The organism is Pseudoalteromonas sp. NH0006-26, from assembly GCF_057552415.1.
In genome coordinates this window covers 1-12791 of the sequence record NZ_BAAJMJ010000008.1, presented here as the reverse complement: position 1 = coordinate 12791, position 12791 = coordinate 1, and the positions used below count along the sequence as shown (strand labels likewise).

General features: G+C 40.1%; 14 protein-coding genes. 9 read left to right on the top strand and 5 right to left on the bottom strand.

All coding sequences use genetic code 11. The annotated features are described in order from the left end of the window. Positions 1–3: 3 nt before the first annotated feature. Complete coding sequence (sthA, locus tag AC27JR_RS12720) at positions 4–1434, top strand: Si-specific NAD(P)(+) transhydrogenase (RefSeq protein WP_487173807.1); 1431 nt, start codon at positions 4–6, stop codon at positions 1432–1434. A gap of 73 nt (positions 1435–1507) precedes the next feature. Here the strand turns inward: sthA and hemE are convergent, their stop codons facing one another. Beyond that, positions 1508–2572 carry a uroporphyrinogen decarboxylase gene (gene hemE / locus AC27JR_RS12715; RefSeq protein WP_008114207.1) on the bottom strand — a complete coding sequence of 355 codons (1065 nt, stop codon included), beginning with the start codon at positions 2570–2572 and terminating at the stop codon, positions 1508–1510. A 503-nt stretch (positions 2573–3075) separates the two neighbouring features. Here hemE and AC27JR_RS12710 point away from each other — a divergent pair. Next, positions 3076–3546 (top strand): Rsd/AlgQ family anti-sigma factor, encoded by a 471-nt coding sequence (locus tag AC27JR_RS12710; protein WP_008465622.1) that lies wholly within the window; start codon positions 3076–3078, stop codon positions 3544–3546. A gap of 60 nt (positions 3547–3606) precedes the next feature. Here AC27JR_RS12710 and fkpA read toward each other — a convergent pair whose 3' ends face one another. Further along, positions 3607–4359: an FKBP-type peptidyl-prolyl cis-trans isomerase gene (gene fkpA / locus AC27JR_RS12705; RefSeq protein WP_372858679.1), complete on the bottom strand. Its 753-nt coding sequence runs from the start codon at positions 4357–4359 to the stop codon at positions 3607–3609. 195 nt (positions 4360–4554) lie between these two features. Here fkpA and AC27JR_RS12700 point away from each other — a divergent pair, with 195 nt between their 5' ends. Both AC27JR_RS12700 and AC27JR_RS12695 read left to right on the top strand, forming a co-directional pair. Continuing rightward, positions 4555–5553: a WD40 repeat domain-containing protein gene (locus tag AC27JR_RS12700; RefSeq protein ID WP_487173806.1), complete on the top strand. Its 999-nt coding sequence runs from the start codon at positions 4555–4557 to the stop codon at positions 5551–5553. Beyond that, a complete protein-coding gene (locus AC27JR_RS12695) occupies positions 5540–5755 on the top strand; it encodes a SlyX family protein (RefSeq protein WP_008465625.1) in 216 nt (71 codons plus the stop codon). Before AC27JR_RS12700 ends, AC27JR_RS12695 begins: the two co-directional genes overlap by 14 nt. Positions 5756–5772: 17 nt before the next feature. On the opposite strand, the gene AC27JR_RS12690 is transcribed toward AC27JR_RS12695, so the two are convergent. Continuing rightward, positions 5773–5976 (bottom strand): YheV family putative zinc ribbon protein, encoded by a 204-nt coding sequence (locus tag AC27JR_RS12690; protein WP_008114218.1) that lies wholly within the window; start codon positions 5974–5976, stop codon positions 5773–5775. A 132-nt stretch (positions 5977–6108) separates the two neighbouring features. Here AC27JR_RS12690 and AC27JR_RS12685 point away from each other — a divergent pair, with 132 nt between their 5' ends. After that, positions 6109–8028, top strand: coding sequence for an ATP-binding cassette domain-containing protein (locus AC27JR_RS12685; protein ID WP_487173805.1), 1920 nt, complete (start codon positions 6109–6111; stop codon positions 8026–8028). Further along, a complete protein-coding gene (locus AC27JR_RS12680; protein ID WP_487173804.1) occupies positions 8015–8431 on the top strand; it encodes a TIGR02444 family protein in 417 nt (138 codons plus the stop codon). Before AC27JR_RS12685 ends, AC27JR_RS12680 begins: the two co-directional genes overlap by 14 nt. A gap of 97 nt (positions 8432–8528) precedes the next feature. Here AC27JR_RS12680 and AC27JR_RS12675 read toward each other — a convergent pair whose 3' ends face one another. After that, positions 8529–8750, bottom strand: a complete 222-nt coding sequence (locus tag AC27JR_RS12675) for a helix-turn-helix transcriptional regulator (protein WP_010392331.1) — start codon at positions 8748–8750, stop codon at positions 8529–8531. Next, entirely contained in the window at positions 8743–9243 is a 501-nt protein-coding gene (locus AC27JR_RS12670) for a hypothetical protein (RefSeq protein WP_487173803.1), read from the bottom strand. The genes AC27JR_RS12675 and AC27JR_RS12670 overlap by 8 nt, the downstream gene beginning before the upstream one ends. Before the next feature lie 588 nt (positions 9244–9831). On the opposite strand from AC27JR_RS12670, the gene AC27JR_RS12665 reads away from it, so the two are divergent. From AC27JR_RS12665 to AC27JR_RS12655, 3 genes are read left to right on the top strand one after another with little or no spacing between them, the layout of a single operon-like run. Continuing rightward, positions 9832–10818: a hydrolase gene (locus tag AC27JR_RS12665; RefSeq protein WP_487173802.1), complete on the top strand. Its 987-nt coding sequence runs from the start codon at positions 9832–9834 to the stop codon at positions 10816–10818. A 2-nt stretch (positions 10819–10820) separates the two neighbouring features. Beyond that, positions 10821–11066 (top strand): YheU family protein, encoded by a 246-nt coding sequence (locus AC27JR_RS12660; RefSeq protein WP_008114225.1) that lies wholly within the window; start codon positions 10821–10823, stop codon positions 11064–11066. Between the two features lie 60 nt (positions 11067–11126). Beyond that, positions 11127–12317 (top strand): dipeptidase, encoded by a 1191-nt coding sequence (locus tag AC27JR_RS12655; protein ID WP_487173801.1) that lies wholly within the window; start codon positions 11127–11129, stop codon positions 12315–12317. Positions 12318–12791 lie beyond the last annotated feature (474 nt).

The window sequence follows — 12791 nt, the reverse complement described above, 5'->3', positions numbered from 1 at the left end:
GCTGTGGCCAAACAACCAGAAAAGAAAAAAGTACCCGTGAGCTACCAATATGATGCAATCATTATTGGCACGGGTCCTGGCGGTGAAGGGACCGCTATGAACCTCTCTAAAAGTAACAAAAAAGTAGCGGTTATTGAACGCCAAACTGCTGTTGGTGGTGGTTGTGTTCACTGGGGAACCATTCCTTCAAAGGCACTTCGCCATTCGGTTAGTCGCTATATCGAATACAAAGCAAACCCTTTGTTTAACGTAGGTGAGCGCCCAGTAAGACTTACTTTTCCAGATATTTTACGCCATGCCAGCTCGGTAATTTCAAAGCAATCAAACTTACGCAGCAGCTTTTACGATCGTAACCGCATTCATATGTTTCAAGGCGATGCTAGCTTTGTTGATAAGCACACTATTGAAATTAGACGTAATGACGGTTCAACTGAACGCCTAACTGCACAAACTATTGTTATTGCTACCGGCTCACGCCCTTATCGCCCACCAGGAGTTGATTTCACCCATTCGCGTATTTATGAAAGTGACACAATTTTAGGCCTTGAACACGATCCGCATCGCGTACTTATATACGGCGCGGGTGTAATTGGTTGTGAATATGCGTCTATTTTTAAAGGGCTAGGTGCCAAAGTCGACTTAGTAAATACTCGCGATCGCCTACTTGCGTTTATGGATACAGAAATATCTGATGCGCTTAGCTATCACTTTTGGAATAGCGGTATTGTTATTCGTCATAACGAAGAATTTGATCGCATTGAAACCCGCGATGACTGCGTTATCATGCATTTAAAATCAGGTAAACGTGTAAAGGCTGACTGTATTTTATTTGCCAATGGCCGAACCGGTAATACTGATACACTGAATTTAGAAGCGATTGGCTTAAAAGCAGATAGCCGCGGACAAGTAAAAGTAAACGAAACCTACCAAACTGAAGTAGATAACGTATATGCGGTAGGTGATGTGATTGGCTACCCAAGCCTTGCGAGTGCTGCCTTTGATCAAGGTCGAATTGCCGCTGATGCCATCGCTTGTGGTAACTGCGATGAAAAGTTGATTATTGATATTCCAGCCGGTATTTATACTATCCCTGAGATGAGTTCTGTCGGTAAAACAGAGCAGCAATTAACTGCTGCAAAAGTACCGTACGAAGTGGGACGTGCGCAATTTAAACACTTAGCACGCGCACAAATTGCAGGCACCGATGTGGGTAGCTTAAAAATATTGTTCCACACTGAAACCAAAGAAGTACTTGGCGTACATTGCTTTGGTGAGCGTGCCTCTGAAATTGTTCACATTGGCCAAGCTATAATGGAACAAAAAAATGGTGGCAACACCATAGACTACTTTGTAAATACAACGTTTAACTACCCAACTATGGCAGAAGCCTATCGGGTTGCGGCATTAAATGGCTTAAACCGCTTGTTTAAGTAATATTTAACGCTAGGTAACAAAAAGCCCGCTTGAATCAAGCGGGCTTTTTTAATAACTCATCGTTATTTAGAAACTATTTATGATATTGCGCACTTAGCTCATGCACGGCGTTAATAAATACACCGGCATTTTCTGGGTCAACATCTGGTGTAATACCATGACCTAAGTTAAATACATGACCATTGCCTGTACCAAAGTCTTCTAAAATAGTACCCACTTCTTGGCGAATACGATCTGGCGTGCCGTGAAGCATTGATGGGTCCATATTGCCTTGTAGCGCCACTTTATCGCCAACACGACGTTTAGCATCACCAATATTAATCGTCCAATCTAGGCCTACTGCATCACAACCTGTTGCTGCAATTGCCTCAATCCATTGGCCACCATTTTTAGTGAATAAAGTAACGGGTACTTTACGGCCGTCATTTTCGCGAATTAAGCCATCAACGATTTTATGCATATACTGCAGTGAAAACTCATTGTAGTCACGTGGGCTCAATACCCCGCCCCATGAGTCAAATATCATTAGTGATTGTGCACCCGCTTTAACTTGCGCGTTTAAATAATCAATCACTGAATCAGCTAGCTTATCAAGCAATAAATGCAGTGTTTGTGGCTCAGCAAAGGCCATTTTTTTGATTTTACCAAAAACTTTACTGCTTCCGCCTTCAACCATATAAGTTGCAAGTGTCCAAGGCGAACCCGAGAAACCAATTAATGGCACTTCACCTTTAAGTTCACGACGAATGGTGCTCACGGCGTTCATTACATAGCCAAGCTCATCGGTAGGATCGAGTTTAGGAATTTTTTTAACATCAGCTAGTGACGAAATTGGACGTTCAAACTTAGGGCCTTCACCCGTTTCAAAGTACAAGCCTAATCCCATTGCATCGGGAATAGTTAAAATATCACTAAATAAAATAGCGGCATCTAGTGGGTAACGGCGCAAAGGCTGTAATGTAACTTCACAGGCTAACTCTGCATTTCTACACAGGCTCATAAAATCGCCCGCTTGTGCACGTGTAGCACGGTATTCAGGTAAATAACGCCCTGCTTGACGCATCATCCATACTGGCGTGACATCAACAGGTTGCTTGGCAAGGGCACGTAAATAACGGTCGTTTTTTAATTCGCTCATAGCGTATAGAGTCCTAGGGCTTTTAGAAATTGTGCAAGATTGTACCACCATATTCGCGCCCCCTCTATCGCTAAGCGATTAAATCGCCACAGAGTAGCGCCAGATCAAGTAATTTTTAATTTTCACTTCTTTTTGTACACAAAACAACCAAACAAACGTTAATAAAAAAACTTTTCATTAAACTATTTGCAACATTTAAAAAAGCTTGATATTGTTACTCCCGCGTTAACAAAACAATAACAAAAATCGTTAATATAAAAATAATAAAAATCTCTAATAAAAATAAGAATGCTTGTTTAAACAAGCCTAATAAAGAAATTAAACCACCGTAATAGGTGGTTTTTTCTTGCCTGAAATAAATACTTACAACTTATTCCCTTAAACAAAACTCTCTCTGGTATTACATCTATTTTACTTGTTGATATACACGTCAATTAAATATATCTTGGATAATATAAACATTAATACCAATTAAAAATCCAACCCAGCTTAGGAGAAGAATTATGCTGAAGCGTGTAGAAAAAGCTCAACAAAAGTGGGGGGGTAGCCATACGGTCATCGACAATTGGTTAAACGAACGCCAAGAGCTAATTGTACTTTATTGTAAGATTGCGGGCTTTTCACCTTACGAGAAAAAAGATCAATCTTTGCCTGAACCGTCTCAAATTCAAGCATTTTGCCAAATCTTAATGGATTACCTATCGGCCGGCCACTTTGAAGTGTACGACGATATTGCCAAAGCTTGCGAAAAGAAAGGCCTAGAAAGCCAGCAGCTTGCTAATACTATATACCCACGTATTTCAGATACCACAGACATTGCTCTGGATTTCAACGATAAATACGCAGAGGTAGATGCAGAAGATTTATTAACCGGATTTGATAACGACCTATCAGTCATGGGTGAAGCACTCGAAGCGCGCTTTGCACTTGAAGATGAGTTAATTGATAACTTATATTCTAATCACACTGACTAATTAGTTATTCAACACAATAAAAAAGGGACCTTGAGTCCCTTTTTTATTAATCAATAACGCTTATTCTGCAGCGGCAGCTTCTGCATCATTTTGAATTTCTAATAATTCAACTTCAAAAATAAGTGTTGAATTAGCAGGGATTTTACCTAAGTCACGGTCACCGTAAGCAAGATCTGAAGGGATAGTAAACTTATACTTAGAACCTACAGGCATAAGCTGTAAGCCTTCAGTCCAACCAGGAATAACACGGTTTAGTGGGAAAGTTGTTGGCTCGTTGCGTGAGTAAGAGCTATCAAATTCGGTACCGTCTAAAAGAGTACCTTTATAATGTACTTTAACCACGTCAGTCGCTACTGGCTTAGCGCCTTCGCCTTCGCTCATTACTTCGTACTGTAAACCAGACTCAGTAACCATTACGCCTTCTTTGTTAGCATTATCAGCTAGGTATTTTTCACCCTCAACTTTGCTTTTTTCAGACTCTACCTTTGCTTTTTCTTCTTGTTTAGTACGCACAGACTCATCTAATGCTGTTAATACTTCACGAATTTTCTCTTCGTCAATTTTAGCATTACCGGCAAGTGCATCTTCAAAACCACGCATTAATAATGCTTGATCTAATTCGATACCAATTTCTTTTTTATCCGCTAGGTCTTTATTTAAAAAGTTACCTACAGATGCACCAATACCGTATGCTTGTTGTTGCGCTACAGTATCTAGTTTAACGTCTGCTTGCTCTTTTTTTGCTTCTTGATTACAAGCTGTAAGCGCTAAAACTGACGCTGCAATCAATGACAATTTAATCGTCTTTCTCATTTTAAATCTCCGACACACTTTGCAGTTGTCATTTATTGTAATATTACTAGTTAAAGATTAACGGCCTACATGGTAGGCTGCTTGTTTAATAGCTAAACTAAAAACATATCCAGTGATTAGACAAACAACCTAGGCGTTTTTCGCAACCTAGTCTAACCTCTCAGTCACGAAGAGTTAAGAGGAAATACCTGTAATATGTCGTTATTTCGTACTTTTTTAGTTGCTACCTGCTGTTTATTAACAATTGCATGTAGTGATGAAAAACAACAAGCAGTGGCTAGCTTTGAGCACACGGCACAAGGTGCTTTCTCATCCGCACTCTCGCATGATGGTCAATACAGCTTAGTGTCTTCTATCAATCATGGGGTCGCACTTTGGGATAATCAACAGCAAGCCCTTAAATACCAATGGTTTCAACAACAAGCGCAAGATAGCCTTGTTTACGCTGTAGCCATTGCTTTTGATAATAGCGTGGCTGTTACCGCCGAAAAAACCACCTTCGCCGTTTGGGATATTGCCTCAGGAAAAAATAAAGGTTTTTATAAAATACAAAAAGCCAGCATCCGCGATATTGCCATTAGTAACCAAGGCAACAGTGTTTTATACGGGCGTAGCGATGGCGTTGTAGTATTTATAAACCTTAATACTGGCAGACGCATTGAATTTTTAGGCCACCAAGATAAAGTAAACACCGTAGACCTATCACCTAATGGGCGCTATGCATTGAGCGGCTCAAACGATTATGTGGCCTACTTATGGGATACCCAAAGTGGACAAGTTATTCATCGCTTTAATCACCCAACCAGAGTGACCCAAGTCGCTTTAGATCCTCAAGGGCGTTATGCTTTTACCGCCGACAGTATGGCACAAGCAAATGTATGGAGGCTGACTACAGGTGACCTTGTCAGTAAACTAAAGTATATTGCGCGTCAGAAAATTTTTACTGCGGTGCGCTTTAACGACCAAGGCACTTTATTAGCAACAGGTTCACCAAACAAACGAGTGGATTTATGGCAGCTAAATAGTGGTGAAAAAATTCAAACATGGCAAGTGACCCCGCGAGAAGGCAGCAAGCCAAAATCAGCAGTGGTACTTGATGTGACATTTACAGATAACGGTAAATCATTGTTAACTGAAAGCTCAAGCGGAATCGCTGAGCGCTTTATTATACGAGAACCAAATGAACACAATTGAACATCGGTTAATGGAACTTGAGGCTAAAGTGGCTTTTCAAGATGAAACGATTGAAATTTTAAATGATGAAATAAAAGTTCACCAGCAACAGTTGGCAAAAATAAAGCGCCAAACCGAGTTGCTGGCTGAAAAACTCAAAGAATCGCAGTCATCACAGCCTATGATGTCGAATATGCCAGAGCCACCGCCGCCGCATTATTAAGCAGAACTAGCAAGGCGCTAGTCGCCTGGATTAAACACGCCAATGATCTGTTCAAATTGGCGTGTTGATGCCTGCACAGCCTGCTCTGGTTGAGCCATTTTATGACCACACTGCATACATTCAACTTTTTCTACGTCGTGCTCTTTGTAAAGCATTAACATATCCATAGTTTTACACTCAGGACACGTTGCTCCAGCAATAAATCGTTTTTTATGTTTCACTTCGCTTTTCCTACCGTTTTGACTAACGTTATTTTATCGCAATATTTGCCTACTTGATACGATTGATATGGCTAATAAGATCCGTGTTATAATGGCGGCAATTCAATCAAGGCACAGTAAAGTAACGTATTTATGATCCAAATCTCAGAAATAGAACTGCTTCGCGGTGGCAAAGCTTTATTAAAAAATGCATCGGCTACATTATTCCCAGAGCACAAAGTGGGCCTTGTTGGTGCCAATGGCTGTGGTAAGTCAACGCTATTTAGTTTATTAAAGTCTGAGCTTTCGTTAGATGGTGGTAATTGCAGTATTCCTAAAGATTGGTCACTGGCCTCAGTAAAGCAAGAAACCCCCGCCCTTGAAATAAGCGCTATAGATTACGTACTGCAGGGCCACCCTGAATACTACGCACTAAGAATTGCGTTGCGTGAAGCCGAGCAAAATAACGATGGCGACACTCAAGCTAAAGTGCATATTCAGCTTGAAAATATTAAAGGCTATAGCATTGAAGCCAAAGCAGGTGAGCTGTTACATGGTTTAGGCTTTGCTAATAATCAAATAGAAAACCCGGTAAGTGCATTTTCGGGTGGTTGGCGCATGCGCTTAAACTTAGCCCAAGCGCTTATTCGCGATGCCGACTTACTGTTACTGGATGAGCCAACAAACCACCTTGATTTAGATGCCGTGTATTGGCTCGAGCGTTTTTTACGTGCCTACACCGGCACGCTAGTACTTATTTCTCACGACCGTGAGTTTTTAGATGCTGTGGTTGATCAAATTTGGCATATAGATAAACAACTTATTAATGTGTACAAAGGTAACTACTCGCAGTTTGAACGCCAAAAAGCTGAGCGCCTATTGCAGCAGCAAGCCATGTTTGAAAAACAACAAGAGCAAATTGCCCACCTAGAGCAGTTCATTACCCGCTTTAAAGCCAAAGCCAGTAAAGCCAAACAGGCACAAAGCCGTGTTAAAGCGCTAGAGCGCATGGAAAAACTTGCCCCAGCACATGTTGACTCACCATTTGATTTTGAGTTTGCCGAGCCAACCGCTCTGCCTAATCCGCTAATGACGCTTGACAAAGCCAAAGCCGGTTATGGCGATGTCACCATTTTAAACAGTATTAAGCTGAACTTAGTACCAGGTAGTCGTATTGCGCTACTTGGTAGAAATGGCGCAGGTAAATCAACACTGATTAAACTACTTTCTGGTGACTTACAGCCTCAAGCGGGTGAAGTGTTTCAGCACCAAGGCTTAAACATTGGCTACTTTGCGCAGCATCAACTGGAGTCTCTAGACTTAAAAGCCAGTGCCATCACCCACCTGCAACGCTTAAACCCTAAAGCCAGCGAACAATCATTGCGTGACTTTTTAGGCGGTTTTGCCTTTGTAGGCGATAAAGCACTCGACCCTGTGGCTCCCTTTTCTGGCGGTGAAAAAGCCCGTTTAGTACTGGCTATGTTGGTTTATCAAAAACCAAATTTACTACTACTCGATGAGCCAACCAACCACCTTGATTTAGAAATGCGCCACGCTTTAGTTATGGCATTACAAGGCTTTGAAGGCGCTATGGTCACGGTATCGCATGACCGTCATATGCTTAAAAATACCGCCGATGAATTTTATTTAGTTGATAATGGCGAGGTCACCCAATTTGGCTACGACCTAGATGCATATTATCAGTGGCTGCTTAATGCTAATAAAGAAGCCGCTAAAAACGACACCGACGAAGAGCCAAAAGCCCATTCACAAGTTAACCGTAAAGAGCAAAAGCGCTTAGAAGCCGAGTTTAGAAAAGCGATTCAGCCGCTGAAAAAGCAAATTGAAAAACTTGAAAAGCAATTAGATAAATTTGCTGCAGAACTAGCTGACGTTGAAGAGGCGCTAGGCGATAACACTCTCTATAACGACGAAAATAAAGGCAAGCTTAAAGAGTTAATTACTAAACAAGCCACACTTACGCCTAAGCTTAACGATGTTGAAGAAGAGCTACTTATGGCCCTTGAAGAAATGGAACAAAAAGAGCAGGCATTCGCCGATGAACTTGCTTAACAGCAACGATTTTTGGCAGTTTGCATGTGACCTTTATAGCAAAGGTGACATGCAAACGCGCCTGTTGGATTATCAAAACCAGCTAGGTAAAAACGTAAACCTGTGCTTATTGCTTTACTACTTAGATTCTCTAAATCTAACAATTAGCCAAACACAGCTAAATGAGCTTGAACAATCAATTAGTGAGTTTGATAAGCTGGCATTGAAGCCTCTACGAGCCACACGTGCCTACTTAAAAGCCAATCAAGCCGAGATTACAGATTACGCCGCAATTCGAAAAGCACTTCTCGGTGCCGAGCTAAAATTAGAAAAGCAGCAACAAATAATATTGATTGATGAAGTTAATAGTATGAATTTAACACTTTGTGCAACGCCCAATAACAGCGATAAATATTTGTCATAATTTTTCACTATTAATTTCATCAGATCATAAAGCCATTTATATTATGAATATTAGCTCTTATATACATGGTTACTTTGGTTTACTTTTATACACCAAGCTATATATCTTTAGTTTTGTATTGAAATACCTCTTCTAAAGGTAAGTTAAAAACTAAAGAAATTTTAAAAGCCACCTCTAAAGTGGGTGAATATTTATTTGCCTCAATTGCCATTACCGTTTGCCGCGTTACGCCAATAGCATCTGCTAACTGCTTTTGCGTCATTTCATCGCGTAAAAAGCGTAATGTTCGAATAGAGTTAGTTATTGCATACTCACTCATAGATATCACCCGTTCTGCCTTTATAAAGCTGCGCTATGTAATTGACTATTTCGGCAATCAAAAAAGCGCCTACCATGATATGCATTGGTAAATATGGAATATTATATTCGATAGCTGGGCCCCAGTTATTAGCTTCAATTTGATATTGAAAAATAGCAACACAAATTCCCGCCTGTAAGATTATGGACTTGTATTTATAACCCACTAAATTTATTTGCTTTTCTCTCACATCAGGTGGCTGATTTAATTCATTATCACTGATAAATGTAAGTAATAAATAGCTCAATACTATAAGTATCACAGAATAAATTAACACCTGTAGCAATAAGCCAGATAACCAAGAAACAGAACTAAGCTGCTGCGTACTCGCATTCATTAGGCTGTTTACATAAAAGTAAGATATGTACACGCTTACTAGTAAATCGATACTCAGCGTCAGTTCTCTAAAACTTATGCTTTGTAAAAGTTCTTTAAAGTGCTCTGAACGAGTCATATAAAGCTAACTCCAAGTAAAATATTTTTGACTTTTAAACTATAAGTTCACTTTTTAGCCATGTCAAATATATTTAACACCAGGTTTATTTTATTTAACCTAAAACAAAGCAGCGGTTATTCAAAGCTGAACTTTGCTGACCATCTTTATTATAAAAGTGATTAAAAAATCGCAGATAATTTACTAAAAAGTGCAAAATCGACTTAACTTTATTGATCAAAATCAACATCTGCATTGCCCATTTTATAATCTGTTAAATAGCTTGATCTGGATCATATCAAGTACCACTAAGCCAGCCTATGATTACCCCATAGACATCAGGAGGCAATTATGGACGTATTCTTTAGAGATTTTTTTAGCGACCCAGTACTATTTTTATCATTTGGATTTTTAGGCGTCGTTATTAGTTTATGCCTCTTCTTTGTGTATTTTTTCATGAAAAAAGTACACGATGCAGACATTAAAGAACAGCATTAAGCACGACGCACAAAGCGCCTTATTAGTTTACTGATTAGGCGCTTTTTATTTTTAAATATAAAAAATTTGCTACACTAGCGCTTCGTTTATTGCAAAGTGCGTAGTACAGACATGATCCCTAAGTTCAAACCCGCATGGTGGATGACCAACCGACACGTTCAAACCATAATGCCGCGTTTTTTTCGCCCTTTTCACCATACTCGCTACGAACTTGCGCAACTTGATACCCCCGACGGTGACTTTATCGAGCTTGCTTGGTCACTCCCGCATAACGAAACAGCCCCACTTGCAGTGGTACTTCATGGACTTGAAGGCAACATAAATAGTTTTTATGCCAAAGGCATGATGAAGGCATTAAAAAAGCAAGGCTTTGCTGTGGTGTTGATGCACTTTAGAAACTGCTCAACCGAAGTAAATCGCTTACCAAGAGCCTACCATAGTGGCGACACCGCCGATTTAGCTTTTTTTATTAATCATTTAAAACAAAAATTTCCAGCTCGTCCGATTGTGGCGGTGGGTTTTTCATTAGGTGGGAATGTACTGGCTAAGTACTTAGGTGAAGAACAGATTCACTGCCCGCTTAGTGCAGCCGCCGTGATATCTGCGCCCTATGATTTGTCATCATCTAGTGATGTTATTCGTAAAAGCTTGGGGAAAATTTATCAAAAATACTTGCTCGATCGAATGAAAAAATCGATGCAACGTAAGTTACCGCAAATTAAACAGCAGATACCGATCACCACTGATCAATTAATGGAAATTGATGATTTATTAGAGTTCGATAACCAGCTTACAGCACCGTTACATGGTTTTGAAAATGCACACGATTACTACGAAAAAGCCAGTGCAATGCCGTATTTAAAAGATATTGCGACACCTACACTAATTATTCATGCTAAAGACGACCCTATGCTGTCGATTAAAGCAGTTCCAAGTAGTCAGGATGTAAGCGAGCATGTTACGCTGCGTATCTCTGAAAAAGGCGGCCACGTTGGCTTTATTAGCGGTAACAACCCGTTTAAACCGGTGTATTGGTTAGAGCAAGTGGTGCCTAATTATTTTAAGCAATGTGTATTTAATAACACCGATAAAGAGTGACTATGATTATTCCTTTTGAACAACTTGATAAAGACACACTGTACAACCTAATTGAAAGCTATGTACTGCGTGAAGGTACAGACTATGGCGAACAAGAATTCAGTATTGAAAGTAAAGTGGCGCAAGTAAATCAGCAATTAAAAAGCGGCGAAGCTATGGTGTTTTTCTCTGAACTGCACGAATCGGTCACCATAATCTCTAAAAGTGAATTCAAAGCACTGCAAAGTGAAGCGCAATTCGACGAGTAAACTTGTCAGACACGGCGTAAAAATAGACAATGGCTTTTTTAACTCAAAGAGCCATTATAAATGATAAAACTAAGCTCACTAGTTGCTGCAATGTCGATTGCATTAACCGGCGCAGTCAGCGCTGAAATAACCCCTTCAGATAAAGCAATTAAGCTTGCTCACGATACCATTTTAATCGACACCCACATTGATGTACCTTACCGTATTCATGATAAATGGGCGGATGTAACTAAAGCCACTGAAGGTGGCGATTTTGACTACCCTCGTGCAGTAAAAGGCGGCTTAAATGCGCCATTTATGTCGATTTATATTCCTGCCCATTTAGAGTTTGAAGGCAAAGGTAAAAGCTTTCAATTAGCGAATCAATTGATTGATGGTATGGAAGCGATTGCGTTTCGTGCCCCAGATAAGTTTGCCATTGCCAGCTCAACAAGCGATATAGAAGCACAATTTAAGCAAGGTAAAATGTCGATTGCCATGGGGATGGAGAATGGATCGCCTATCGAAGGCGAAATGAAAAACCTACAGCACTTTTTTGACCGTGGCGTGCGTTACATCACCCTAGCTCACTCGCAAAGCAATCATATTTCTGACTCATCATACGATATTCGTCGCAAGTGGAAAGGCTTAAGCCCATTCGGTAAAGAGCTGATTGCTGAAATGAACAATATAGGGATGCTAATTGATGTATCACATATTTCGGATGATGCATTTTATCAAGTGATGGAATTGTCTAATACACCTGTTATTGCGTCACACTCATCACTGCGTAAATACACACCGGGTTTTGAGCGTAATATGAATGACGACATGCTGTTAGCTCTTAAAAAGAACGGCGGTGTGATCCAAATTAACTTTGGTTCAAGTTTTGTTACTTCAAAAGCCGGAAGTTGGTACGATCAATTCAAAAGTAAAAAACAAACAATTACTGAAGAAGGCAACAAAGTAGCTAAAGATTTTGATGCGATGTACCGCGCTAAAAACCCCTTCCCATTTGCTAGTCTTGAGCAAGTACTTGATCATATTGATCACGTTGTGAAGCTAATTGGTATCGATCATGTTGGTATTGGCTCTGATTACGACGGTGTAGGTGACTCACTGCCTATCGGTTTAAAGGATGTATCTAGCTACCCTAACCTAGTTCAAGGCTTAATGGACAGAGGTTACAGTGACACCGATATTAAAAAGATTTTAAGTGGCAATACTCTAAGAGTGTGGAAGCAAGCCGAAGCGTATGCGAAAAAACACTAGGTATCAGGTATCAGGTATCAGGTATCAGGTATCAGGTATCAGGTATCAGGTATCAGGTATCAGGTATCAGGTATCAGGTTAGAAAAACATAACTAACACTAGCTTCAATATATAACGCGGCCCATAGCCGCGTTTTTTATTCTCGATTTTCATAAAACTCAACCCAAGTGACAGTGTTAAAATTAACACCTAGCTGCTTTACCTAAAACCTGAAACCTTGCACCTGAAACCTGTATTTTATTACAGGCATTAAAAAAGGCCACCTAAGTGACCTTTTTCCAACAATTAACTTAGACGTTAAATATTACTCGTTGAACGTTGCTACAAAGCACCTACGCCTAAGGTAAAAGCGCCACCTTCATGCTTTATCATATGGATTCGATAAAACTCAACCCAAGTGACAGTGTTAAAATTAACACCTAACTGCTTTACCTAAAACCTGAAACCTCGCACCTGAAACCTGTACTTTATTGC

Excerpts from the sequence above, each read along its gene's own strand:
- hemE (WP_008114207.1), bottom strand. The coding sequence starts at position 2,572 with ATGAGCGAATTAAAAAACGACCGTTATTTACGTGCCCTTGCCAAGCAA.
- AC27JR_RS12710 (WP_008465622.1), top strand. The coding sequence starts at position 3,076 with ATGCTGAAGCGTGTAGAAAAAGCTCAACAAAAGTGGGGGGGTAGCCAT.
- fkpA (WP_372858679.1), bottom strand. The coding sequence starts at position 4,359 with ATGAGAAAGACGATTAAATTGTCATTGATTGCAGCGTCAGTTTTAGCG.
- AC27JR_RS12700 (WP_487173806.1), top strand. The coding sequence starts at position 4,555 with ATGTCGTTATTTCGTACTTTTTTAGTTGCTACCTGCTGTTTATTAACA.
- AC27JR_RS12695 (WP_008465625.1), top strand. The coding sequence starts at position 5,540 with ATGAACACAATTGAACATCGGTTAATGGAACTTGAGGCTAAAGTGGCT.
- AC27JR_RS12685 (WP_487173805.1), top strand. The coding sequence starts at position 6,109 with ATGATCCAAATCTCAGAAATAGAACTGCTTCGCGGTGGCAAAGCTTTA.
- AC27JR_RS12680 (WP_487173804.1), top strand. The coding sequence starts at position 8,015 with ATGAACTTGCTTAACAGCAACGATTTTTGGCAGTTTGCATGTGACCTT.
- AC27JR_RS12675 (WP_010392331.1), bottom strand. The coding sequence starts at position 8,750 with ATGAGTGAGTATGCAATAACTAACTCTATTCGAACATTACGCTTTTTA.
- AC27JR_RS12670 (WP_487173803.1), bottom strand. The coding sequence starts at position 9,243 with ATGACTCGTTCAGAGCACTTTAAAGAACTTTTACAAAGCATAAGTTTT.
- AC27JR_RS12665 (WP_487173802.1), top strand. The coding sequence starts at position 9,832 with ATGATCCCTAAGTTCAAACCCGCATGGTGGATGACCAACCGACACGTT.
- AC27JR_RS12660 (WP_008114225.1), top strand. The coding sequence starts at position 10,821 with ATGATTATTCCTTTTGAACAACTTGATAAAGACACACTGTACAACCTA.
- AC27JR_RS12655 (WP_487173801.1), top strand. The coding sequence starts at position 11,127 with ATGATAAAACTAAGCTCACTAGTTGCTGCAATGTCGATTGCATTAACC.